This window comes from Shewanella sp. SACH, from assembly GCF_001887095.2.
GTDB classification, from domain to species: Bacteria; Pseudomonadota; Gammaproteobacteria; order Enterobacterales; family Shewanellaceae; genus Shewanella; species Shewanella baltica.
In genome coordinates this window covers 356440-380999 of sequence record NZ_MPDG02000001.1, presented here as the reverse complement: position 1 = coordinate 380999, position 24560 = coordinate 356440, and the positions used below count along the sequence as shown (strand labels likewise).

Sequence of the window (24560 nt, the reverse complement as noted above, 5' to 3'; positions counted from 1 at the left end):
TGCGGTTAAGCATATTCCATCAAAAATTCATCGAGTTGTTCGTTAGCCATTTCAATTTCGTCACCTTCAAACTGGGCGATATGGAACATACCCTCGCCTTCGTTGGTAACAGGAATATTGCTGATCCCTATGATAATGCCGTCGGTTGGTGCACGAATGGCCACACTGTCACCGCCGTGGGGGCTGACGATATGGGCAATGATATAACCCTTAGTCACCCGCTGGCCGAGCTTGAGCTTCATATTCACTAAGCCGTCGGATTCGCTGCGCACCCAATAACTACGAATCGCACTGACACTCGAACCCTTATTGCTTACCCGTCCCTTCAACATGCCTAAACTGCGCATCACATTGAGCACGCCCTTGAGGCCGGATTTTATCGACAATTCACTGAAACGAAGTGCCTCGCCCGCCTCGTACAAAATACATGGAATGCCCTGCTGGTTAGCGTAGCCCCGCATCGAAACACTGCGCGCTTTAGAATGCATAATAAGCGGCGCACCAAAGGCATTTGCCATAGCCAGCATAGTCTCGTCGCTGGTATCACAGCGAATTTGCGGCAAATTGTCCCTGTGAATCGCGCCCGTGTGCAAATCAATAACATGGGTTGCATGGACTAATAACTGAGTGGCAAAGAGATTGGCTAACCGGCTTGCCAGCGCCCCTTTACTGGAGCCTGGGAAGCAACGGTTAAGATCGCGCCTATCGGGTAAATAACGGGATTGCTGAATAAAACCAAACACATTCACAATCGGCACCACAATCAAGGTGCCCGTCAGATTCTTGGGATTGACTCTGGCTAATAAACGACGACAAATCTCGATACCATTGAGTTCATCCCCATGAATGGCGGCGCAAACCAGCAAAGTAGGGCCGGGTTTGGCCCCGTGAAACACTTCCACATGAATATCGAGTTGCGTATCGGTATACAACTTAGCGGCGGCCAGTTTGATCCCCAGTTGAGTCCCTGCTGTGACTCGTTTACCTGCTAATTCAAATGCTTCACGTCTTTTTACCATGGCAACTCCCTTGTACTATCGAATGTTGTCCCGCGCGGCTGATCCATATTAGCCAATAGCGCTCGGCTATCGCTTCTCGCCAGATGTCTAACACTAGAAACTAAAAACAAAAACTAAATGATCACGTGAAGTTTAAACGATTTATTGCGGCTCAAATTGATTCAGCCAAGATTTTAAAATCTGCAGCAACATAGGTCTATCTTCAACGCTCACGCCCGCTAACAATGCACTCTGACATTGAATATGCTGCGGCAATGCCTTATCAATGAGCGCCTTACCCTCAGCAGTTAACGAGACATGTACGGCGCGGCGATCTTCCTTACTGTGCGCCCGCTCAATCAGCCCCTTATTTTCGAGTCTGTCTAAACGGCTCGTCATAGCGCCAGAGCTTAGCATCATGCTCTGATAAAGCTGTGAAGGTGAGAGTGTAAACGGCTCACCCGAACGCCTTAAGGTGGCAAGCACATCGAACTCGCCTTGACCTAAGCCAAATTCGGCGTGGCATTGCAGCAGTACCACTTCAATATATTTCGTTAAACGCGCGATTCGCCCAAGCACAGCCATAGGGATCAAATCATCAGTCACCCCTTGTTGCTGCCACTGGCCGACAATGCTATCCAAACCATCTTCGCTTTCAAGGCCATCTGCTTTGGTGTTCGAAGCTGCTTGGTCTTTATCCGCAGGGCTCATGTGAGTGAGTGTCGTTTTCGCTGTCATAGCTTTATCTCAACATAAAGATTCTTTATATCATTCTTTACATCTTAGTCATTTTCTCGCAGAATTAAAATATCTTTATATCAAGATACATCTGAAAGAGATTCTTTTTGAACTGTAGCGATGCTGTTTCAAACTGCTGTTATTGAAAGGAAATAATAGTAAATGTGCTAAATGCCGCTACAGGTCACTCTTTCAGCAAATCAAACTCAGCTTATTTTTGGAGAAAATCCATGCGGTCACCCCAGTCAGAGAAAGCGAATTTATTGCTTCTCGGAATCGCGTTCATTCTTATAGGTCTAAATCTGCGCCCCATTCTCGCTTCCGTCGGGCCTTTGCTGCCCAGCATACAAGAGGATATCAGCTTAAGTTTTACCCTAGCGTCTATGCTGACATTGCTGCCCGTGCTCGCCATGGGACTGGGCTGCTTTGCGGGTTTTAGTATCGCTAAACGGTTAGGTTTTAATACCGTGATGACGGGATCGTTGATCCTGCTGATCGTCGCCACGGCGATGCGTTTTTGGGCGATGGATGCCAGTTGGCTTATCTGCTCGGCATTACTGGCGGGAATCGGTATCGCCCTTATTCAAACCATCATGCCCGCCATGATCAAACTCAATTTCGGTGAACGGGTGCCCTTAATGATGGGGCTTTACGTCACCGCCATTATGGGCGGCGCCGCTTTGGCCGCCAGCAGTGCGCCTTTTATCGGGATGAACTTAGGTTGGCGCGCGGGCTTAGGCCATTGGACTTGGTTAGGTGTAGCGGCACTGGCGCTATGGCTGATGGTTAAACATAACGCCGCATTGCCGAATCAAACTGCGGAGCAAACTGTGCAGCTTAGCTTTTGGCGTTTTCGTCGCAGTTGGCTATTAGCGATATTTTTTGCTTTAGGCACAAGCTGTTATGTTTGCGTACTTGCATGGTTAGCGCCCTACGCGGTCGAGCTAGGTTATAGCCAAACTCAATCGGGATTAGTGTTAGGTTTCTTAACCAGTATGGAAGTGATCGCGGGCTTAGTGTTTCCTTGGCTTGCCAGCAAGTCAACGGACAGACGCGCTATTATTGCCCTACTGTGCTTACTGCAACTCATCGGCTTTATGGGACTCGCACTCGCCCCTCAAGTGTCGCTATTTTTATGGGCGGGACTTGCGGGATTAGGCATAGGCGGGATTTTTCCACTCGGATTAATTGTGACTATGGATCATCAACAAAATCCGATGTTAGCGGGTAAATTAACCGCCTTTGTACAAGGTGTGGGTTATACCATTGCCGCCATTTCGCCTTGGATTGCTGGATTGATCCGCGATAATTTCAATAGCTTTAACAGTGCGTGGTTGTTGCTCGGGGGCTTAAGTCTGATGGCGTGGATACTATCTTGGCAATTTAATCCGCAGGGTTATGCACGCCAATATCAAGTCATCCGCTGCGTATCTTAACTCTCTCATTCAAAATAAAAAAACCGCCATATCGATTAACGAGCATGGCGGTTTTTTATAGTGTGCGGCTCGATAAATCGAGCTGCACACTCAGTAAAACTTAAGACTTTTTAACGAAGCACGTCAGGATCACAATGCGAGTACCGTTAACACGGCCTTCAATGTGCTCTGGGTTGTTGGTCAAAGCAATGTTACGCACAGCTGTGCCGCGCTTAGCCACAAAGCTAGTGCCTTTCACGTTTAAATCTTTGATGATCACAACCGTATCGCCAGCGTTAATTACGGCACCATTACTGTCTAACGTTGGTGCAGTGTCGTCACCTGCGGCAGCAACTTCAGCATCGCCCCACGCTTTTACATCGTCTTCAAGGTAAAGCATATCCAGTAAATCTTGCGCCCAGCTTTCGCCATTTAAGCGCTTAAGCATACGATATGACATCACTTGAACTGCCGGTACAGGGCTCCACATGCTGTCGTTCAGACAACGCCAGTGGTTCATGTCAATGGTATCCGGTGCCGCAATTTGGCCACTGCAGGTTTCACAAATCATGATCTCATTGTCACGGCCATCGGAGGCTGGCAGATCATAAATAGAGAGTTCGATCTCGCTGCCACACAGTTCACACTTGCCGCCACAGCGACTTAGCAATTCATTTTCAGTCATTTTTCTGTTCTATATGCCTAGTAAAACGCGGATTATGCCATAAACCGGCTTTTTTCGGCAGGGGGCTGAGGCAATATAACCCTATCTTTTATAAGTTTTATAAACCGCGCCCACACTGCCTTGGTGATTAATCTTTAAAATTCATAAGCTAAACTCAAGCGAACATCGCGCCCAGCAGCTGGGATCCCATCGGAGAGAAACGGCACCACTTGCAAATTGGTGAGGTTTTTCACCATCAAACGCACGCTTAATCCCTTTAAACCAGCTTGGGGCTCATAGGCGAGGTACAGGTTCTGCAAGAAGTAATTTTCGCTCGGCGACTCGGCATTAAAGATATCGCCATGGGGAACACTGGTTTGCGCATCATACCAAGCGCCCTGCCAAGCCACTGAAATATCATCGGTAATATACATGCCTAAACGCAGACGAATATCGAGCGGTGCCATGTTGGCTAAATACTCGTCGTCATCTTGGCTGTCTCTGAGTGACCCATTGTGTTGACCTTGCAGCCATGAAACCGCCAGATCACTGAACACGTCTTGATAGCGATATTGGGCCTCAAAATCAGCACCGTAAATATGGTAACCATCAAGATTGGTGTAACCGCTTTGAATTAACTGGGTTTTATCAGACTTAGCCCCACGGCGCTGGGCGATATCATCGCGGCCTAGGTTGGCAAACAGAGTAAGCTGCGTCGTCAGCGCATCATCGTTGGCAAGCAGATGCTGGTGCTGTGTCATCAAGCCTAGCTTGAAGGCATGTAAGCGTTCGACATCGATGTCGCGACTCGTGCCGGTAATGCTGGCTTTGGCGTATTGCACGGCATAAATCTCATCCACCACAGGGGCTTGCAAGCTATAGGCGTAATCAAAGTTTAACCGAGCGTAGTTTGTCAGTTGATAATCTATGCCTAATCTTGGTGAAAACCCCGAGTGGTGAGTCGAGCTATAATCGTGACCCGCGCTGATGTCGTTATAATCTGGCGCAATATTTGGCCGACCTATGCTGTAGATAAAGTCATATCGCAGCGAGGGAGTGACGGTTAAGTCGTTGGTGAGATGAATCGCGTCGCGAACATACACGGCATAAGTGTCTTGGCGACCTTCAGGTTGATAATAAGGTGTGTACCAGCCAAAGTTTTTCTCAGGATTCTTCTCATAGCTCTTGTTAAACACGAGCGAAGTACGGTCGAGACTGCGGTACTGCAATCCTGTGGTGATTTCGTGATCGCCAATCAAACTCAAGTTGTTGATATCAATATAATCACGTTTGTAATCTAGCCAAGATTCGTGGCCGAAGTTGCCTACGGAAACCGTCATTTTCTCCCACGCAATATCGGGTCTTACCCAGTGGCGCGCATTCGCCGAATGAGAGATCACCACTTGGGTATCAATCAGCGGATTGCTCGGCGAATAACGATAATTGGCAGACCAAGTGTTATCTTCATAGGTGTTATAGGCGGTTGTGGCATACAGCGCCTGCTCGTAGGAGCCGTACTTTTTGATGTTGTAGTCTGAGATGGCAGGCATGGGGCCACGGCGGTTAGCCCAAGGTTTGCGGCCCTCATCGAGATAATGGGTCACGCTCAAGGCCAGTTGGTGATCGCCCTGCTCATAATCAATCTTGCCTAGATAGTTATCTTGCTCATAGCCCGAATATTCAAACTCATCGCCATTGGCTAAAGTCACATCCCCCGCATCACGGCGTGTAAGGTGCAACAACCCCGATAAATGCGGATTCACCCGGCCATAGACAGTTCCCGTATAACCCATAGCGTCATTATTGCTGGCGTAGCTGGTTTTGACTCGCGCGCCAACCGCTTGATCGTATTTAAGAAAATCATCGGCCGATTTAGTGACCACATACATGGCCCCACCAAAACCGCCATTGCCCGAGCGCACATCATGGGCACCTTTGATCACTTCCACTCGTTTGATGAGATCAGGATCGAGGAAAAATGAGCCATAGCGATACTGCTCAAATCCCACCGGAGCATTATCCACATAAACGTTAAAATCTTCGGTCTCGCCAAAGCCCCAGATATTAATCCGCTCACCGCCGCTGCGGGTGCCACCATCGATATGCGCTCCCGCCATATCATCAATCACTTCGGCGAAGTTCGTCGCCTGCATCTCCTCGATTTGTTCCATGGAAATAATCGCTTCACCAGGTTTAGCGACTGTGATGGCCCTACGATATTGCTGCCCATGAACCTGCAGGATTTCAATCGGCTCAACCTTAGGCTCGCCCAATACCTCATTTGCGTACAACGGCATTGAGGGCAACAAACATAATCCCATCAGCGACAGATTTCTATTCGCTTTCCATTTCCCAAATTTAGGCAGGCAACCCATTCAACGTCTTCCTATTAACAAACTAATCTAAAAATAGGGCGGCATTATAGGCACTAACGAGAAAGATAAGAATAGTTCTCACTTGGCTTTACGTGTAAATAACGGTCTGGTTGAAAACAAGAGAGAAGCGGCGCACTCCAAAAAATTTAAGTGAAGATCTTGTCGAAGAATGGCAGTATTAGTGCCATATTTGACCCCCTCTAATCCTCTTAAGAGTGTACGACTTCGCAATACGAGTGAATATACGGGCGACTAGCCTGACGTTCGCCCTGCTTGTATCTAGGCGCATCTAGGCTGTTGGCACTCGTTTCAAATGCATTAATAAGGTTCACCGATAATGGCCACGCTCACGACTAAAATCCCTATTGCGACAGGTGCAACGTTCAGCCCAGCGAGTTTGCAATTTTTAAATCAACTGGCGCAAAACAACTCCCGCGACTGGTTTAAAGCCCATCAAGCAGAATACGAAGAGACAGTGCGAACCCCTGCGCTGCAGTTTATCGAGCAAATGCAGCCCAGTATCCTCGCCCTCTCGCCTCGGCTCACTGCCGTACCGAAAAAAGTCGGTGGCAGTCTTATGCGTCCCCAACGAGACAGCCGTTTCAGCAAAGATAAAACGCCCTATAAAACCAATGTAGGTATTCAATTCCGCCATTTTCAGGGCAAAGACGTGCATGCGCCGGGACTGTACTTACACATTGCCGAAGATGGCTGTTTTATTGCCGCAGGGATTTGGCACCCAGAATCGAAAGCCTTAAATGCCATTCGCACTTGCATCGATGAGAATCCCAACGGCTATAAAAAGGCACTACAAACCTTGCAGAGTCATGGATTTAACATGGACGGTAACAGCTTAACTCGACCACCAAAAGGGTTTGATAAAAACCACCCTATGCTGGCAGAACTAAAACGCAAAGATTTTATCGCCATAAAAAATATCACCTTTGAAGAACTCTGCCGCCCAGATGCCGCCAGTTTCTGTGCCGAGCAATTTGCACACTGCACTCAATTGATGGCCTATCTGTGTTTCGCGCTGGATTTGGATTTCTAGACAATAGACTTTTAACCAATTGATTTGTAAAAATAGACCGTTAAAAATAGATTGCTAAAAGCAAAATAGCCTAGGCAAAACCTAGGCCATTAAAACAGCAACTTGTGCCGTTAAACGGCTTGATTTGCACTTAAGCATTTGTAGTTAAACTGCACTTAAACTTTTGTATTTAAACTGCCTATGTAGCCCTGCAATACCGCGAATGCATTGTCTAGCAGTTCATATTCGCCCGCTTTACCTAACACTCTAATTCCTTGTAATTGCAGTACTAAAAATGCAGCGACCTGATGCGGCTGTACATTGGCCAATAACTCACCTCGCGCTTGGCAGTCCTGCAACACTTGGGTGAATGAGGTATGTAATCGGCAAAATAACCGCTGACATTCCTGCAGCACACTCTCATCGTCGAGGCTCTTTTCTAATACGGCATTTTGCATAAAACAGCCGTATTTTTGTTCCCGCTGCAGGGCAACAAAGCGCGCTAGATAAGCTTCTATTTCAGCCAAGCCCGCTTTTTCATGCAGCAGAGTATCTGAGGCGCCAAAGGAGTAGTTATCGAGGTAGAAACTGAGGCACTCGCGGTATAGCTTTTGCTTGTCGCCGAAACTGTTATAAAGGCTAAATCGATTAATGCCTAAATGGCCGACGAGATCGGAAATCGAGGTTTCGGCAAAGCCTTTTTGCCAAAAAAGCTCCATCGCTAATATGAGTTTTTCCTGCCGATCAAAATTACAACTTCGTGCCATAAGCCTGCGACCTAATCTCTTGAATACGCGCTCACAATCAGCTTTACCATTCCTCTTTACCACACTCTTCTTTACTACAGAAAGTTGAGGAGCAAATCATTCTTGACTGATCGTTTAGATATGGCGTAAATTCTATCCTAACCGATCGTTCCGTTAAAGCCTTATATGCTCAAATCGAGCATAAAGCACAGATAAAAACTACAGGACTTTAGATGAAACTCTACGAATTAGCTCCGACTCCCAGCGCGCGTCGCGTCAGTATTTTTCTTGCGGAAAAAGGCATAGAAGTGCCAAGAGTGAACGTCGATATCCGCGGAGGGGAGAATTTAAGTGCCGAATTTAAAGCCAAAAGTGTAAATGGCCGCATTCCATTACTCGAACTCGATGATGGCAGCTACCTGTGTGAATCGGTTGCCATTTGCCGCTATTTAGAAGAAATCCACCCAAGTGTTCACTCGCTGTTTGGTAATACGCCACTTGAGCGCGCCAAAGTAGAAATGTGGCAACGTATCATAGAGTTACAAGGCTTAATGGTTGGGTTTCAAGCCTTTCGTAATTTAAGCGGCGTCTATAAAGACAGGGAAAATTGTGTCGAGTCTTGGGGCGCAGAATCACGCCAAAGGGTCATTGACTTCCTGCCGACCTTAGACCAACAATTGAGTAAGTCGCCCTTTATGGCAGGCGATGAATTCAGCATTGCCGATATTTCGGCTTACGTTTTTATCAGCTTTATTAAGAATTTAGATATTGAAGTCACTGACAGCTTGCCGCATCTTAAGGCTTGGTTCATCACTATGGCGCAGCGTCCTGCCATAGTATCGTTAACCCCTACAAAATAGCGGCACGAATGCCAGAATAGGCCCTAAAGTGAGTAGCTATAAGCGTTATAACCTAAAGGAATCATCATGATAGATTTATACACAGCCGCGACCCCTAACGGTTTTAAAATCTCCATCGCACTGGAAGAAATGGGGCTAGAATATCGCGTCCATAAGCTAGATTTCAGCACCAACGAGCAAAAACAGCCTGAGTTTATTGCCATTAATCCAAATGGCCGAATCCCCGCCATTATCGACCGCGACAACGAAGATTTTGTGGTATTCGAATCCGGTGCAATTCTGCTGTATCTCGCCGAAAAAACAGGTAAATTCCTGCCAGCCGATCCTAAAAAGCGCTCACAGGTGATCCAATGGTTAATGTTCCAAATGAGCGGCGTCGGACCCATGATGGGTCAAGCTAACGTCTTCTTCCGATACTTCCCTGAGAAAATCCCCGCAGCTATTGACCGTTATCAAAAAGAAGGTCGACGTTTATTCGAAGTCATGAATACTCAACTCGCCACAAATCAATACCTTGCAGGTGACGAATACACGATTGCCGACATCGCCACTTGGCCTTGGGTACGTATCCACGAGTGGAGCGGCATCAATATGGAAGGTTTGACCCATTTGCAACGTTGGTTAGATGAGTTAGCGCTCAGACCTGCGTGCCAAAAAGGCATAATCACGCCGCCACCGGTGGAAATGAGCGATGAAGAACGGGCTAAGCAAATCCAAAAGATGGTGACGAAATAGTCATCTGCTAAACGGTCATTGCGCGAATAGCTTGCAAATAGCCCTTAGGTACTGAATACACCATGAGTCTCAATGACTCAACCACAAAAAGCCCCATTAGCAGATGCTAATTCGGGGCTTTTTTACTGCCTGTTATCGGGCAAAACTGCTACACTCTGCGCCACTTATTTTTCTCCTCTGTTCAGCTATGCCTCTTACATAAAGGCGCAGTCACAGAAGCATGATCTAGGCTAAATTTATGGGTAATCCAAGCAGCTTCTCTTCCGGTATGGCATCTAACTCAGTCACATCATCGGCGTTAAATGTTCAGGCAAGCACTCCAGCGCAAAAACGCGCGCTCAGTTACGCCAGTACAATTAAACAATTATTCGATGAAATTCAAAGCAGTAAAATGCCCGCTGACCGTATTCTGGCAAATTACTTTAGAGAACATAAAAAACACGGCTCGAAGGATCGTAAAGTCATTCGTGAATCCTTATTTAGTCTGTTTCGCTGGTGGGGTTGGTTTCAGCGATTAGGCGATCAACAAACCTCAGCCGTTTATTTTGCCAGCCTAAGCGCCAGTGCCCTATTGGAAGCTCACGCTTGGCAAGATATTGCCAGCGCTTGGCATGAGTTATCACAATCGCCCATCGATTATCAGCAAGCTCAAGCATTTACTGTTGAAAGTCTCGACGACAAACTGGCACTGATACAGTATTTATTTCCCGCGACTGAGTTTAAGGCACAGGATTTATTACCCGACTGGTTCTGGCAAGTGTGCCCTGTTGATGCTGCGCAGCAAACGCAATTAATTGCAGCTATGTCCAGTCGCCCGCCAATTTGGGGACGCGCGCAAGGGATCACGAGTCAAGATGCAGCGACACAACTGCAAGCGCTCGGCATAGAAGCGAGTTATGGTCATTACTTTAGCGATGCCATCAATCTTGGCAGTAAGAGTATGAATCTTAATGAAATAGCCCTGTATAAAGACGGTAACATCGAGATCCAAGATTTGGCTTCACAGGTCATTGGTCAAATTTGTGCGCCTGAACCCGATGCCCATTGGTGGGATGCTTGTAGCGGTGCTGGCGGAAAAACTCTGCAACTGCGCTCTTTGATGTTAGCTAAAGCTGCTGATAACCAAACGTTATCTGCGGGCAGCATCATATCGTCCGATATTCGCTCCAATGCCCTAGAAGAACTCACTAAGCGCGCCCAAAGAGCCAACTTTAATGGCATTAGTGTGGCCCGTTGGAAGAGTGATGCCCTCCCCGTGCCTGCGGATCATTTTGACGGTGTGTTAGTCGATGCCCCGTGCAGTTGCACTGGCACTTGGCGACGTAATCCTGATATGCGTTGGTTGGATAGTGTTGAAGCCGTGGCCGATAAAGCCGCGTTACAGCTCGATATTTTAAGCCGCAGTAGCCGTGCAGTTAAGGCCGGCGGCATCCTCGTTTACGCCACTTGCTCCTTGTCGCCCATCGAGAACCAAGACGTGGTAACGGCGTTTTTACAGCAACATCCAGAGTTCACGCTCACGCCGATACGCCATCCTTTTAGCGGTGAACAAACAGAAATGTTGACCGTGTGGCCCTTTGAGGCCAACAGCGATGGCATGTTCGTCGCACGTATGCTCCGCAGCAAGTAACACTAACTCATTATTTTGTATCAAAACTTGGCGTCCTCCTTTCTGGGCGCCAAGTTCAATCGCATAATCTGATTAATGATTAAAATCAGATTTACTCTTTTATTATCATCAAGATAAACCACATCCTTCCGGTTAAAATCTCAGATACGTCCATTTCAGTGGCAAGATATGACTCTTGGGCAAAACTTTTCACCATCAATGATGAAATATTTCGCTTTAGCTTCATCTCACCTTTGGGTAAAAAGATCGGGTGCTGCGAATGGCACAGGTATTTTTGGAATTTTGACCATGTCACACTCCTATGAATTTGACGACGATGATGCGCCATGGGGCGATAACGTCAAAGGTAAGCAAAAGAATAAACGCGTGAAACAGCGCCGCAGGGATACTAAGCGACGTTACTCGGACGATAATACAGAGGTGGATTTCTACCAAAATAAATCGAAGTAACTGAACCTAAGTCCCCTAGCCCCACGGGTTTGTTTAACGAATTCGTTCTGTGCTGAACCTGCCAAATCTGAGCAAGTTGGATAACATCCAACTTGCTACTCAATCCTGTTACCCCCACTCAAATTCTTAATAAATCAATTGTAAAATCAATGGGCTTAATAGCTTATTTGCCCTATGCTTTTTGGGTTATAGCTTTAAAATCATTGGACTTACACTGAAATTTAAGGATGAACGCCATGGAAAAACAGCGCCCCGACTTTATTTATCCCCAAGGCAGTATGTTGATGCACTCCCCCTTAGTGTTAAATAAAGCCGATATGTACGGTTTTTTTATGAAGGGGAAACAGGCAAATCTCCAACGCTCTATCGATAAGACCTTGAATCAAGTTGCCGGTAGTGCAATGTATTTTAAAGTGTTATCGCCCTACGTACTGACAACCTTCACTCAAATTGAAAAAGCCTACTCCGCGTATCCAGAAGACAGAGCCAAAGGTTGGATCCAAGAAACGGACATCATCACTTGGGTCATGGTCGGGCGCCAAGATAGCAGCGACAGCACACAAATCAGCCAAGTCTACTTTCAGCCGCTACACATTTGGGTGAACGATGCCATGGCCTTAATTAATGGCCGTGAACTCTTTGGTTATCCTAAATATTTATGTGAATACACTATGCCAGCTGTGGGTGAGCCTCTGACGCGATTATCCCTTGCAGCCAAAAGTTTTTTACATTTTTCGCCAGAAACTGAACTCGCCCTGCATCCATTGATTGAAGTGAATTGCGATGCCAAACCCGAGGCGCAGCTTTCCACCCTTGAAGCGATAACCCAAACCTGGCAACTCTTTAAAGAACAAACCGATTTCATCCCAGAGCTCGACCAGCTCGGCGAAGAGCAGCTGTTTCATCTGTTATTTAAACCCGCCATCGATCAAGTATTTCTAAAGCAGTTCCCCGACTCATCAGGGCAAAAAGCCGTTTATCAGGCCATCGTCGCCGCACCTGCCCAAGTGAATAAAGTACACAGTGTTGCCCTGCTCAAAAATGATTTTGTCGCGACCATTTTTGATAATGCCAGCTTCCCGTTACAGGACACGCTCGGGGTCGAGATTGGCGAGCAGCACGTCTTACTGCCTTACCATGTGAACTTTGATTTTGAAGTGCCACCCGGTGAAGTTTTAGTCGATAACTCCGAAATCAAAAAACAGAAAATAGCCATTCTCGGTGGCGGTGTCGCGGCCATGACCGCAGCCTGTTATCTGACCGACAAACCCGGCTGGCAGAATCAATATGAGATTGATGTCTATCAACTCGGCTGGCGTATCGGTGGCAAAGGGGCAAGCGGCCGCAATGCTGCAATGGGACAACGTATTGAAGAACATGGATTACATATTTGGTTTGGTTTCTATCAAAACGCGTTTGCCCTAATGCGTAAAGCTTATGAAGAATTAGATAGGCCAGAAGGAGCGCCGCTCGCGACCTTTTTTGATGCCTTTAAACCCCATAACTTCATCGTATTACAGGAAGAAGTCAAAGGCCGCTCGGTAAGCTGGCCGATCACTTTCCCGACACTACCTGGCATCCCTGGTGATGGCACCGAAACCCTCACCTTCTGGAAAGTCGTTAAAGTCGCCTTTGCGTGGATCAAAGAATGGCTCAAGGACATGGATGACTTGCTCGATGCCGATGAAAAAGCCATGGGAACACCTAAAAACTGGCTCGATAGCAGCTGGTTTGAACGCTTAAAAGATAAGTTAGAGGATTCAGTCGAAGATGCCAAAGAATCACTCGACGCGCTCGGCGATAAGCTCGAATGCCATTTCAATCAAATGATTGGCCGCGAGTGCGATGAGCATGTCCACAGTGAAAGTGACGATGGCTTTGTGGAATCGGCCGTCGATGCCCTGCATAAACGACTCGTCAAACGCTTTAGCGGCCATTTAGATAACAATGACGAACTGCGCCACTTGTACATCGCCGCCGATCTGGGGCTTACGATACTCAAGGGCATGTTTGCCGATGATGTGTTTGAAAAAGGCTTCGATGCCATTAATGGTTATGATTACCGCGAATGGTTAACCAAACACGGTGCCAGTCTTAAGTACACAGTCGACAGCGCACCCGTGCGTGGTTTTTACGACTTAGTCTTCGCCTATGAAAAAGGCAACTTCGACAAACCCAATGTCGAGGCGGGGACGATTATCCGCTCTATGCTGCGTATCGCCCTGTGCTATCAAGGTGGCGTAATGTGGAAAATGCAGGCCGGCATGGGCGATGTGGTCTTTACGCCTTTCTACGAAGTGCTCAAACGCCGAGGTGTCAATTTCCACTACTTCAATCGCGTCGATAATCTCGAATGCCGCAATCAAAGCGTTCAAGCAATTGAAATCACCGAGCAAGTTGCCTTGGCACCGACAGTCACAAGATACGATCCCTTGGTCGATGTTAAAGGTCTCGCCTGCTGGCCAAGTACGCCCAATTATGAGCAGCTTGAGCCTGAACAAGCGGCGCTGCTCAAAGCCCATAATATCAATCTGGAACACTTCTGGAGCGATTGGGACAGCGTATATGAAACGCACTTTGGCAAAGCCCTGCCGAAAAAGCGCTTAGTCAAAGGTGTGGATTTCGACAAAGTCATCTTCGGTCTTTCCATAGGTTCTGTGCCCCATGTGGCGAGTGAAGTGATGGCACAAAGCCCAGCCCTCGCACTTTGCGTTGATAAGGTGCAAACCGTTGCCACTCAAGCCTATCAACTGTGGATGAACCAAGATCTTAATGGAATAGGCTGGCCGAATTACTCTGAAGATGGCGAGGAGCCAGTATTATCGGGCTTCACCGAACCCTACGATACTTGGGCATCGATGAACCAACTGCTAGACAAAGAAGATTGGCGCGGCTTAGAACCTAAAAATGCCAGCTACTTTTGCTCGGCATTGCCTGTCGAAGCCTATCCACCAAGCTCGGATGTGGATTTTCAACAACGGAAAACCTTAGAAGCTAAAGCCGGTGCTATCCACCAGCTCAATACCGAAATCCATAAGCTTTGGCAAAATGTCGGTGATAGCTTCCCTTGGGAATGGCTACACGATGAACAAGACCGTCAAGGCGTTGCCCGCTTCGATAGCCAATATTGGCGTGCAAATGTGGACCCATCCGAACGTTATGTGTTGTCGGTTAAGGACAGCTCGCAGTATCGCATAACAACAGATGGCACAGGGATAGATAACTTGTATATGACGGGCGATTGGATAAAGACAGGCCTTAATGTGGGCTGCGTCGAAGCGGCGACGATGGCGGGCATGCACACCTCAAAAGCAATATCGGGTCATCCCGTCTTGATAAAGGGCGAGAAAGACTTCTAAACTCGTACTTATCGACCGAGGACAACACTCAGCTTAAGGTAAAAAAAACGGCGCAGAATTTATCTGCGCCGTTTTGTTTTACCTGGCTTTTATCTAGCATCCATTGCAAACCATTTGATTGAACGCAGTCGTTAGCTTAAATGCAGTCTTACATCGACCCCGCGCGTATCGGCATACTCTTGGCGGCGCTTATCCATTCGCGATTGGTACAAGTTAGTGTCTGCCGAACGCAGCCATTCATGGGGATCGGCCACCTCTGAGTTTAACGAGATCCCAAAACTGCACTGACAATCCTTAAAGCCTTGGCTGGCTAATTGTTCGCCTAACCCATTTAACGAACTCAGTAATAGCGGGATCCCTGCCGAAGACGTCACAACCACAAACTCATCACCACTAATACGATAAAGCTTTAAATGGGCTAAGTCCGTTGCTTGCAATAACTGCACTATCGATTGCAGTAATCTATCGCCCTCTTGATGGCCGAGCGTCTCGTTAACACTTTTCAGGCTATCGATATTCAATAGAGCTAAAGCCATAGGCTGCACCACTTTATCGGCGAATCCTAATTGAGAATTCATATATTCATCAAAAGCATAACGATTGCCGACTCGGGTCAAGCCATCTAAGCGGGCTTTTTCCCACGCAATTGCAAGCTCTTCAATATGCGCCTTACGTTCCTCTGCGAGTAACTTAAGCTTATTCGCTAACGCTAAGGACAGCAGCAACGCATCAGCCGTGCCGCCCATCAGCGTCGCCAGCTCCGCATGTTCGATAAAATCAGGGGTTAGCCCCATATTCCCGGGCAAAATAATCACCGCAGGCAAGAGTAAACAAGTGAAGGCAAGAATAAAATAACGCGCAGGGGCAAAGCCTTTCATCAAGCACACATTACCGCAGGTAATCGCTAAGGCAATCCACAGCATGATCAGCACTGAGGCAATAATCGCCGTATAGGGCAACAACCAAATACTGGTCGGCAAAGCAACAATACAAGCAAACATCAAATACTGACTAAGGCGCCACAATCGTGGTGAGTAGCTAGGCAGCTGCAAGAAGTGCTTGTAAAACATGATATTAAAAATCGGCAAACTGATAAAAAACAGATGGTGCAACTCAAGGTAATGGAAATTAAACAAGTGCGCCGGCAAATGGAAGGTCAGTGCCCAGCCAGCAAAATACGCGAAGACATAAAGGCCATAATAAAGAAAAGCTTTATCGAGAATAGAGATATAAATCAGAAGATTATATAAAGCGATAAACAATAAGCCGCCTAAGCACAGCAGCACTGCCATGGCGAGGCGATCAGACATCAACTGATGATCCGTCACGCTTTGCAGGGCAATCTCGGGAGGAGATGAGTAATAACGGCTACTGAGCTTAACCAACAGCCAATAATCCGTCCCCATATTCAAGGTGACCTTACGGCCATAATCGAATAAAAATTCGTAGGGGGCACTGTAGCCGCTATGGGCATGTTGCGAACTGCCATCACTGCCGAGTATCCAATAATCTACGGATTCGATAATCGAATTACTCGCATCCACTACCCAATTCGACTGACGTTGATTGACCATCACAGGCGTGATCATCCAATAGTCACCGCCGGTTAAACTCACAGAGTTAGCTTCGTCGAGTTGGCCCATCCAATGGGGCACGGCATCAAACTGTTTTGGGGGCTGTTGATCCGCTTGAGCATGGAACAAATACGGCGAGTCCAACGCAATTTCAGCGCTTAATACAGAGGGACTTAATGTCCATATAAAAAGTAAAAAACACCAAAATAGGGTTTGTTTAAGTTTGTTCATCGGCTTATTAAGTTAAAGGGCCATAGATCATTTATACAGCTATGAAGTAAATGCTAATGCTGTCAATCTTAGTCGATAGTTGGAATTGTAGGTTAACTTTATGGCCACATTTAGTTTTTTACAATCAGTTAGGCTAAATTAGTCGAATATCCCATGCCGTATGGAGCTATTTTAGTCTCAAAGTCCAAACCGTGGCCTGAAATCCAAAATACAACTTAATACTGACTTATTTTTTGCTGGGATCCTATGCAGCCTCTATTGATGATTTTAGCCGCACAACTCCTGATTGCCAGTGGCAACCTCTTAGTCAAGTTGCTTGAAAATGATGCCCCCGTGTTCCAACTGGTGCTCTACAGACAACTCTTTGCCACCTTGCTAGTGCTGCCTTTTGTGTGGCGCTTGCAGGGTAATCTCAAACTGAGCCCTTATTACAAAGTGCATCTTGCCCGCGCCCTATTGATTGGACTCGGCAATGCCATTTTTATGCTCGCCATTTTGCATCTTCCCCTCGCAACGGTAACCGCCGTGATTTATACCTCACCTTTGTTACTTCTTGTGCTTTCTGCGTTATTTTTGCATGAACGCATAGGCTATCGACGCTCAGTTGCGGGGATCATTGGCTTTACTGGCATTCTACTTATCAGCCAACCAACCGAATTTAACCTGTATATAGGTTTAGCCTTTTTCGGTGCCATGACGTCGGCGTTGAATAGTTTGATTTTAAAGGCCTATTCGACCCATGAACATCCTTTCTCTATGCTCTTTTGGTCTAATGCCTTTGCGATGATATTTCTGATACCGGCGACCTTATACGAAGGCGCGGACTTTAGTTTGCCAGTGGCACAGGTGGGATTAACGTTGGGACTATTTTATATTGGCATGACCTATCTCATCATTCACGCCTATCGACGTGCCGATGCGAGCCAAATGGCGCCTGTAGAATATACCGGATTGATTTTTGCGGCCTTGTTCGGCTGGTGGATACTGGATGAAGAACTCAGCCTAGTGATGTTAATCGGTATCGGATTAGTCATTTTTTCATCCATATTGCCCAGCTACAGCGAGCTAAAAGCAAAATGGAAAAGCCGGCGAAGTTGACCTCGGCCGGCTCTTTACATCGACTGCTAAGTTAACGCAGCGAGATCAAAACGATTTGTTTTAGAAGCGGAATTTGCCGCCAATATACACGCCATCTTCGAAAGTGAAATCGCGCGCATTATCGTACTCATAGGCAATCTTGCGATAACCAACATAAAACGCCATGTTTGGCGTTACGCGGTATTGCACTTTTGAATCGAGCTCATATTGACCATCAACATTACCAAACGATAAGACTGACGGTGCGTAGTAAGCGGCGGCGTGTAATGAAATATTAGGTCCCATAGATAGCGCATAACGGCCACCAACAGAAATGGCGCTACCATTTGGAGAATAGTCAGACCAAAGCTGACTTAACTTAGCGCCAACTTCAAAGTGATGCACGCCCACATCATGGGTCATGTGCATTGCACCTTGGGCAATATGGCCGCCCTCGTCGGCATAGATATAACCTAACACTGCGTTAGTATCTTTGTTCAATTGCAGTTCTAACTCAGTAGAAACCACATCGTTATTTAACCCAAGATTAAATTCTGACGCATTCACTTGCAGCGCTGCTGCACTCAATAATAAAACACTTGCTACTCTGAACTTAGCCATAAAAACACCTCAATAAATGACTGTGGGTAATAGCCGCGGATCATACCGAATAAATAAAGAAAATCAGCCTATTTGCGTATAAATGGGGATAATTTGCGAGGGGTATACAAATGTAAAACAAACTCGAAACAGCTGAAGATCTAAGTCTTTTCACTTACAGCACAATTATACCGTTTGAATGCGATCACCCACTAAAGACAGCATTATCGCTTCAGCGTCGACATTGGCACTTAAGGCTAAGTAATACCAACCCACAGTGTTGCCCGTGCCGCGGATACTCAAATAATCACGCCAAAACTGAAAGCCCGCCTTCAATAAATTAGCTTGGCTCGACGTGTTCTCGGCGCGAATAGTAGCGTATAAAATCGAGATCCCTAAAGCCTTCGCCACTTCGATACGTTTTTGCGTTAAACCTTGGGCAATGCCTTGACGTCGATAATGGGACGACACCACCAGATAACCCAATTCACCGACAGTGCCTTTATCGACAGTGCCTTTACCGGCTTTTATCGCAGCGCAACCGACTATCTCACCCTTAAGGGTTTTCGCTAAGATCACCGCACGAGAATCGAAAAATACCTGATGGTCCAGCGGATGGGCGTTATCATCACGCCCATCAATTAATTGTGCCGCCAGCGCTAATTCCTCTGGCTGTTCACTTATTACAAACTGAATGTCACTCATATCCAGATTAAACCGTTAATGTTGCCAACATACGGGAAATGCACGCCACTTAGCTGTGCACTCATATCCCACTTCGCTATCACTCTCACAATACAATCTAACAGAGCACTGCTGATATAACTGTTTATATACCAATGCACTACAGATACAAGAGGGTCGCCATACCTAAGAAAGTAAAGAAGCCCACCACATCTGTCACTGTGGTCAAGATCACTGAACCCGACAGCGCCGCATCTTGATTAAACTTCTGCAGCACCATAGGCACGACCACGCCAGCAATTGCCGCCACGGCCATGTTGATCAAAATTGCACAGCCAATCACTATGCCTATGGTCGCTTCACCGAACCACCAGCCAGCGACTAAACCTATGACTATCGCCCACAAAAATCCGTTAACTATGCCAATACCGAGTTCGTTCTTCATTAACGAAAACAAGTTACCCGCTGAAATCTGTCCCATGGCCATACCGCGGATCATCAGCGTCAATGACTGACTCCCCGCAATGCCGCCCATAGAAGCCACAATCGGCATCAATACCGCTAACGCGACCACTTGGGATAACACATTTTCAAATAAGCCAATCGTCGCCGAAGCGAGGAAAGCTGTCAGCAAATTGATCCCGAGCCACACAGCGCGGCGCTGGGCGCCTTTCATAATCGGCGCGAACAAGTCGTCGGACTCATCCATACCCGCAGTCGCCATCAATTGCGCTTCATAATGTTCACGCACTAAAGCGGTCGCAGTTCGCAGCGTCACGCGACCAATTAACTCTCCAGACTCATCGATCACAGGCAATTCGATTTCGCGGCTGTGCTCTATCGCTTCGGCCGCTTCCAATAAACTTGTGTCAGCGGATAACGCACGGCTATCCTCGGACAAAAGTGAAATCAATAATTCATCGGGATTATGTTTAAAAATGTCATACCGACGCACTGTGCCTTGATACTTATCCTGATCATCAACGATAAACAAATTGTCGTTACAATCGAGTTCAATACGGCGGAAAAAGCGCTGTGCCTGCGCAACGCTCGCCTTATCACTGAGCACCAACATTTGATGATCGGTATAACGGCCGATTTCATTCTCAGAGTACTGATCGTAGAGTTCGAATCGTTGTCGCTGACGCTCGCCCATCAGGGCCAAGGCGCGATCGGTAAAACTTTCAGGGAGATAATCACTCCACTCAATTAAATCTTCTGGGCTTAACTGGGCAAATAGCAGATCCACTTCATTGTCGGGCATCCGTTTGAGGATCCCCATGCGCGGATCGGCACGCATCAAGCTCAACACTGTCACTCGGTCAGCAAATTCAACTTGCTGCCAACGCTCGTAACGCTCATCCAAGGGCAAGGATTCAAGCGCTAAGGCTATGGTTCCAGGTTCTGAGTCATTCAAAATTTCGCTAAACACTTCAGCTTGTTCTTCGCCTTCAACTTCAGTGAGTTGTTGAACAACCTGCCCCACGTCCGCTTGCATGTTTGTTTCGTATTCTGCGTCATTTTCTGTCACACAGATGCCCTTTTCTTTAGCTACAAAATTGCTGTAACTATATTGATAATTAAGTAAATTAGCAAACCCACAAAATGAATTGCACACAACTATATTGCTGAAAATCATTTTTGGGTTTATGCTGTTTGACTAAGATCCTATGGAGGTGAACATGACTACGAATATATACAGCCAATCAGCGACAGACATTCAAGGCAACACAGTAAGTTTAGAGCAGTATCGAGGCAAAGTACTCTTGATCGTCAACACCGCCAGTGAATGTGGATTTACACCGCAATACAAGGGATTAGAAGCGTTATATCAAGAATATAAAGATCAAGGATTAGTGATTTTAGGCTTTCCTTGCAATCAATTTGGCGCCCAAGAAAAAGCCGATGAGCAAGGTATTCAAGCCTTTTGTGAATTGAATTTTGGCGTGACGTTTCCGCTATTTTCTAAAATAGAAGTGAATGGCGAACATACCCATCCACTTTATCAATACCTTAAGAAAGCCGCTCCCGGTGTATTAGGTACTCAAGGTATCAAATGGAATTTCACCAAATTTTTAGTTAATCGCCGAGGCGAAGTGATTGAACGATTTGCATCGACCACGAAACCCGAAGCGTTAGAAAGTAAAATTGCCGCTTTGCTAAAATAATTTACTCGCTATCTATTTGAAATTTTGCGTTTTATAAAAATTTAGATTTATTTTAACTTTTTTATGGAACTTTAACCGTACAAGCCCCCTCAAATGTATTGAACAGTGAATGTCTTTTTCATGTTCATCATCTCCCTGGGGCTTCTAGCGCGGCCCCCTTGACCTAGGAATAGGTCACTAGGCAACCATTGGGTTGCCTTTTTTTATCCCAATGATTTATATGTCAAATAAATGTAATGCTTCATTTCAACTGCTTTCTATCTCTCAGAAATTCTTTTTTAAACTTTTTAGGATTTTTTTGCGATATCGATGAACTTAATTAAAAATGGCGACTCTGAGTATAGGTAAGGATTAACGGATAAGATTAAATGCACCTTGAGAATGAAATATGTGAATTGCAGTTTCATCTACTCAAATGACACAGTTTCTGTTTTATCGCATTGAGTCTAATTAGTTGGTCGTTCATCATCATCTCCCTTTTGGGACACAATAGAAAACACGCTAGCGCACTGAATTCTACTTGTATCCCGCACTGATTTCCTTGTGGCAACCTTAGGTTGCCATTTTTTTTGCTCAAATTTCAACAAGCGCTAACGCTAGCTCATAGATTAATAAGCTGACACGCGTTGAATTTTTATCGCTATGATTATAATGTAAAACAAATGTAGCACTTAAGTGTGAGCGCTCAATATTTCCCAGAAAAATACCCCATAAAATCTTTTTAAACTTTTTGAGATTTTTTTCTGATATCGGTGAACTTAATTAAAAATGGCGACTCTGAGTATAGGTAAGGATTAACGGATAAGATTAAATGCACCTTGAGAATGAAATATGTGAAGTAGCAGTTTCATTCACTCAAATGACACAGTTTCTGTTTTATCGCATTGAGTCTAATTAGTTGGTCGTTCATCATCATCTCCCTTTTGGGACACAATAGAAAACACGCTAGCGCACTGAATTCTATTTGTATCCCGCACTGATTTCCTTGTGGCAACCTTAGGTTGCCATTTTTTTTGCCTAAATTTCTATACGCACCTAAATCTCTATAATCGCCTAAATATCTATAATATTAGTGACTTGTCCAATTGAACTTGAATCGAAGGGTGATAGCCTGCGCGAGCCTTTGTATAGATATCTTTTAATTCAGTATGATACCCCGCGATTTGCAGCTCAGCATAAAGTGGCCGCACAAATTTACCGCGGCCAATACGCACTAAATAAGCACTTAAAGCCGGCAACACAGGGTCGTAATGATTGCGAATCGCCACCCTAAACCAATCACAGGCAATTTCCGCATTAGTCGATTGAGTGAATCGGAACGTTTCGTCCAGATCCATCAGTTGCACTTGGCTGACAACTTCAGGTAATTGGGTCAGAAAATACTGCCAATGATGTACTCGCCAATCTTTCACGCTTAATTGGCTCGCGGCCGTTCCCTGTAAAAAACTCGCCAGCGCATCATCGACTTTATCTAAACTCATGGATGTTGGTCCGCAATATCCCTCGGGTAAACCTTCGCCATAAATCCACGTTAACAGCTCGGCTTCGGTAATCTTATCTGAGTGTAATGGCAGTAAAGTTTGCTGCGCGTATTCGACAAACACTTCGGTGGTAATCGCTTTAAAGGCAAAATGATCCACATAGTTGCGTAAAAATTTATCGAACGCCACTCGCCCTAGCCTGCGCTCAAGATCATGGACAAACATCGAGGCTTTATCATAAGTAAAACGATTAAAGGCAAGGTTGGGATCGCCCTGTTGCACATTGGCGGGCAAGGTTTGTTTATCCTTAGGCAAAGACGCCATTTCTTCTGTTAAGCGACCAAACTCTATCACCCACTCCAACTCTGCCTGCTCTTTGCCGTAAACCGCTTCCACGATACGGTTAGTAAAGTAAGTCGTAAAACCTTCGTTTAACCAGAGATCTCGCCAGGTTGCATTACTGACTAAATTGCCCGTCCACGAATGCGCTAACTCATGGGCAACGGTTGACACTAAGCTTTTATCGCCGGCGATGAGTGTGGGCGTTAAAAAGGCTAACCGCGGATTTTCCATCCCGCCAAAAGGGAAACTTGGCGGCAAGATAATCATGTCATAACGGCCCCACACATAAGGACCTAACAATGACTCGGCAACGTCGAGCATATATTCGGTATCTTCAAACTCTTTTGCGGCGGCGACCAGCATACTCGGCTCAGTATAAACCCCGCATCTTGGGCCTATCGCTTGAAAGGCAATATCACCGACGGCCAGCGCCATTAAATGGGTCGGGATAGGTCGTTCCATCTCGAAGTGAAACACACCATTAAGCGGTGTGTCGGGATGATTCATCGCACTCATCACTGCGCGCATGCCTTTGGGCACTTGCACTTTAGCATCAAAGGTCACTCTCGCCTTAGGCGTGTCCTGTAGTGGGATCCAGCTGCGGGCATTGATCGGTTGCGATTGGCTAAAGAGATAAGGTAACTGTTTACCCGCAGTTTGCTCAGGTGCTAGCCACTGTAATCCTTGGGCGACGGGAGAGGTCTGATAGTGAATACAAACCTGTTTGCAAGGTGACGTTGGTAAACTGATACATAATTTTTGCCCGAGAATGGTATTGGCTTCACTCAGCACAAAATCGAGCGGCTCCTCATTCGCTTCTGTTAAAAAACTCACTGTATCAGTGGCATTGACGCTATCTGCAGCATTCACAGAAGTAACCGCGAGTATGGTTAAATCGCGACTATCGAGCCAAAGCTCAGTTACATCCGGCTCAAGGTAATTCAAGGACAGCGTCGCTTTACCGAAAAGACGCTGCGCGTCAAAATCCACCACTAAATCCAAAGAGACATGTCTCACTTGCACTTGTTCGGTATTAGCAAAAGAATGGTAATCTCGGGTTAAATCCCAAGTCGTTGCATCCGCTAGCGTACTCTTAGTTGGTTGTAACACTGTCGCCTCGATATTCAAGTTCTGAGCTCTGGGCTCTGGGCTCTGGGTTCAGGGCTTTGGGCTTTGGGCTTTGGGCTTTGGGCTTTGGGCTTTGGGCGCTAGCCCTCTAAGCTCTGGCTCTTAATGTATAGGGTAAGTTTGAATACTTAATCGTGAGTTGTATGCCGTGTGGCGCACTGCTGTGGTGCAGCGCTTCATGACTTGCCGCTGTTATAACTACACAGTCATAACTTGCCACTGTCATAACTCATCACGGATTGCTAGTCGTTATTATCGACTGCACATTTGCTCAG

19 protein-coding genes are annotated in these 24560 nt (G+C 46.3%); 9 read left to right on the top strand and 10 right to left on the bottom strand.

All coding sequences use genetic code 11. From position 1 onward, the window contains the following. Positions 1 to 5: 5 nt before the first annotated feature. Positions 6 to 1019, bottom strand: coding sequence for a succinylglutamate desuccinylase/aspartoacylase family protein (locus tag BM607_RS01530; protein WP_006080925.1), 1014 nt, complete (start codon positions 1017 to 1019; stop codon positions 6 to 8). A 141-nt stretch (positions 1020 to 1160) separates the two neighbouring features. Next, positions 1161 to 1736, bottom strand: coding sequence for a MarR family transcriptional regulator (locus BM607_RS01525; RefSeq protein ID WP_071939107.1), 576 nt, complete (start codon positions 1734 to 1736; stop codon positions 1161 to 1163). Positions 1737 to 1966: 230 nt separating this feature from the next. On the opposite strand from BM607_RS01525, the gene BM607_RS01520 reads away from it, so the two are divergent. Further along, on the top strand, positions 1967 to 3172 hold the full coding sequence (locus BM607_RS01520; RefSeq protein WP_012588166.1) for an MFS transporter: 1206 nt from the start codon (positions 1967 to 1969) through the stop codon (positions 3170 to 3172). Positions 3173 to 3272: 100 nt separating this feature from the next. On the opposite strand, the gene BM607_RS01515 is transcribed toward BM607_RS01520, so the two are convergent. After that, positions 3273 to 3836, bottom strand: coding sequence for an alkylphosphonate utilization protein (locus tag BM607_RS01515; protein WP_071939108.1), 564 nt, complete (start codon positions 3834 to 3836; stop codon positions 3273 to 3275). Positions 3837 to 3970: 134 nt separating this feature from the next. After that, positions 3971 to 6190 (bottom strand): TonB-dependent receptor, encoded by a 2220-nt coding sequence (locus BM607_RS01510; RefSeq protein ID WP_071939109.1) that lies wholly within the window; start codon positions 6188 to 6190, stop codon positions 3971 to 3973. A gap of 337 nt (positions 6191 to 6527) precedes the next feature. Between BM607_RS01510 and BM607_RS01505 the strand changes: the two genes are divergently transcribed. After that, complete coding sequence (locus BM607_RS01505; protein WP_071939110.1) at positions 6528 to 7241, top strand: DUF2461 domain-containing protein; 714 nt, start codon at positions 6528 to 6530, stop codon at positions 7239 to 7241. A gap of 155 nt (positions 7242 to 7396) precedes the next feature. On the opposite strand, the gene BM607_RS01500 is transcribed toward BM607_RS01505, so the two are convergent. After that, positions 7397 to 7987 carry a TetR/AcrR family transcriptional regulator gene (locus BM607_RS01500; RefSeq protein ID WP_071939111.1) on the bottom strand — a complete coding sequence of 197 codons (591 nt, stop codon included), beginning with the start codon at positions 7985 to 7987 and terminating at the stop codon, positions 7397 to 7399. Positions 7988 to 8199: 212 nt separating this feature from the next. Here BM607_RS01500 and BM607_RS01495 point away from each other — a divergent pair, with 212 nt between their 5' ends. From BM607_RS01495 to BM607_RS01470, 5 genes are all read left to right on the top strand, one after another. Next, the gene (locus tag BM607_RS01495; protein ID WP_071939112.1) at positions 8200 to 8826 is read left to right on the top strand and encodes a glutathione S-transferase; all 627 of its coding nucleotides are present in this window, start codon (positions 8200 to 8202) and stop codon (positions 8824 to 8826) included. 66 nt (positions 8827 to 8892) lie between these two features. Next, positions 8893 to 9561 carry a glutathione binding-like protein gene (locus tag BM607_RS01490; RefSeq protein WP_012196817.1) on the top strand — a complete coding sequence of 223 codons (669 nt, stop codon included), beginning with the start codon at positions 8893 to 8895 and terminating at the stop codon, positions 9559 to 9561. A 238-nt stretch (positions 9562 to 9799) separates the two neighbouring features. Next, positions 9800 to 11191: an RsmB/NOP family class I SAM-dependent RNA methyltransferase gene (locus tag BM607_RS01485; protein WP_071939113.1), complete on the top strand. Its 1392-nt coding sequence runs from the start codon at positions 9800 to 9802 to the stop codon at positions 11189 to 11191. A 288-nt stretch (positions 11192 to 11479) separates the two neighbouring features. Next, the gene (locus tag BM607_RS01475; RefSeq protein WP_006080915.1) at positions 11480 to 11641 is read left to right on the top strand and encodes a hypothetical protein; all 162 of its coding nucleotides are present in this window, start codon (positions 11480 to 11482) and stop codon (positions 11639 to 11641) included. 236 nt (positions 11642 to 11877) lie between these two features. Beyond that, entirely contained in the window at positions 11878 to 15000 is a 3123-nt protein-coding gene (locus BM607_RS01470) for an NAD(P)-binding protein (protein WP_071939114.1), read from the top strand. Positions 15001 to 15131: 131 nt separating this feature from the next. Here the strand turns inward: BM607_RS01470 and BM607_RS01465 are convergent, their stop codons facing one another. Beyond that, the gene (locus BM607_RS01465) at positions 15132 to 16805 is read right to left on the bottom strand and encodes a diguanylate cyclase (RefSeq protein ID WP_071939115.1); all 1674 of its coding nucleotides are present in this window, start codon (positions 16803 to 16805) and stop codon (positions 15132 to 15134) included. A gap of 246 nt (positions 16806 to 17051) precedes the next feature. On the opposite strand from BM607_RS01465, the gene BM607_RS01460 reads away from it, so the two are divergent. Further along, complete coding sequence (locus BM607_RS01460; RefSeq protein ID WP_011846299.1) at positions 17052 to 17903, top strand: DMT family transporter; 852 nt, start codon at positions 17052 to 17054, stop codon at positions 17901 to 17903. 60 nt (positions 17904 to 17963) lie between these two features. Here BM607_RS01460 and BM607_RS01455 read toward each other — a convergent pair whose 3' ends face one another. The 3 genes from BM607_RS01455 to BM607_RS01445 form a co-directional block, all read right to left on the bottom strand. Next, positions 17964 to 18503 carry a YfaZ family protein gene (locus tag BM607_RS01455; RefSeq protein WP_071939116.1) on the bottom strand — a complete coding sequence of 180 codons (540 nt, stop codon included), beginning with the start codon at positions 18501 to 18503 and terminating at the stop codon, positions 17964 to 17966. Between the two features lie 165 nt (positions 18504 to 18668). After that, entirely contained in the window at positions 18669 to 19187 is a 519-nt protein-coding gene (locus BM607_RS01450) for a GNAT family N-acetyltransferase (RefSeq protein ID WP_071939117.1), read from the bottom strand. A gap of 139 nt (positions 19188 to 19326) precedes the next feature. Beyond that, positions 19327 to 20697 carry a magnesium transporter gene (locus tag BM607_RS01445; RefSeq protein WP_071939291.1) on the bottom strand — a complete coding sequence of 457 codons (1371 nt, stop codon included), beginning with the start codon at positions 20695 to 20697 and terminating at the stop codon, positions 19327 to 19329. A gap of 151 nt (positions 20698 to 20848) precedes the next feature. Here BM607_RS01445 and BM607_RS01440 point away from each other — a divergent pair, with 151 nt between their 5' ends. Then, complete coding sequence (locus BM607_RS01440; RefSeq protein WP_071939118.1) at positions 20849 to 21334, top strand: glutathione peroxidase; 486 nt, start codon at positions 20849 to 20851, stop codon at positions 21332 to 21334. Positions 21335 to 22395: 1061 nt separating this feature from the next. On the opposite strand, the gene BM607_RS01435 is transcribed toward BM607_RS01440, so the two are convergent. Further along, positions 22396 to 24267, bottom strand: coding sequence for a M1 family metallopeptidase (locus BM607_RS01435; RefSeq protein ID WP_071939119.1), 1872 nt, complete (start codon positions 24265 to 24267; stop codon positions 22396 to 22398). Positions 24268 to 24560: the final 293 nt, after the last annotated feature.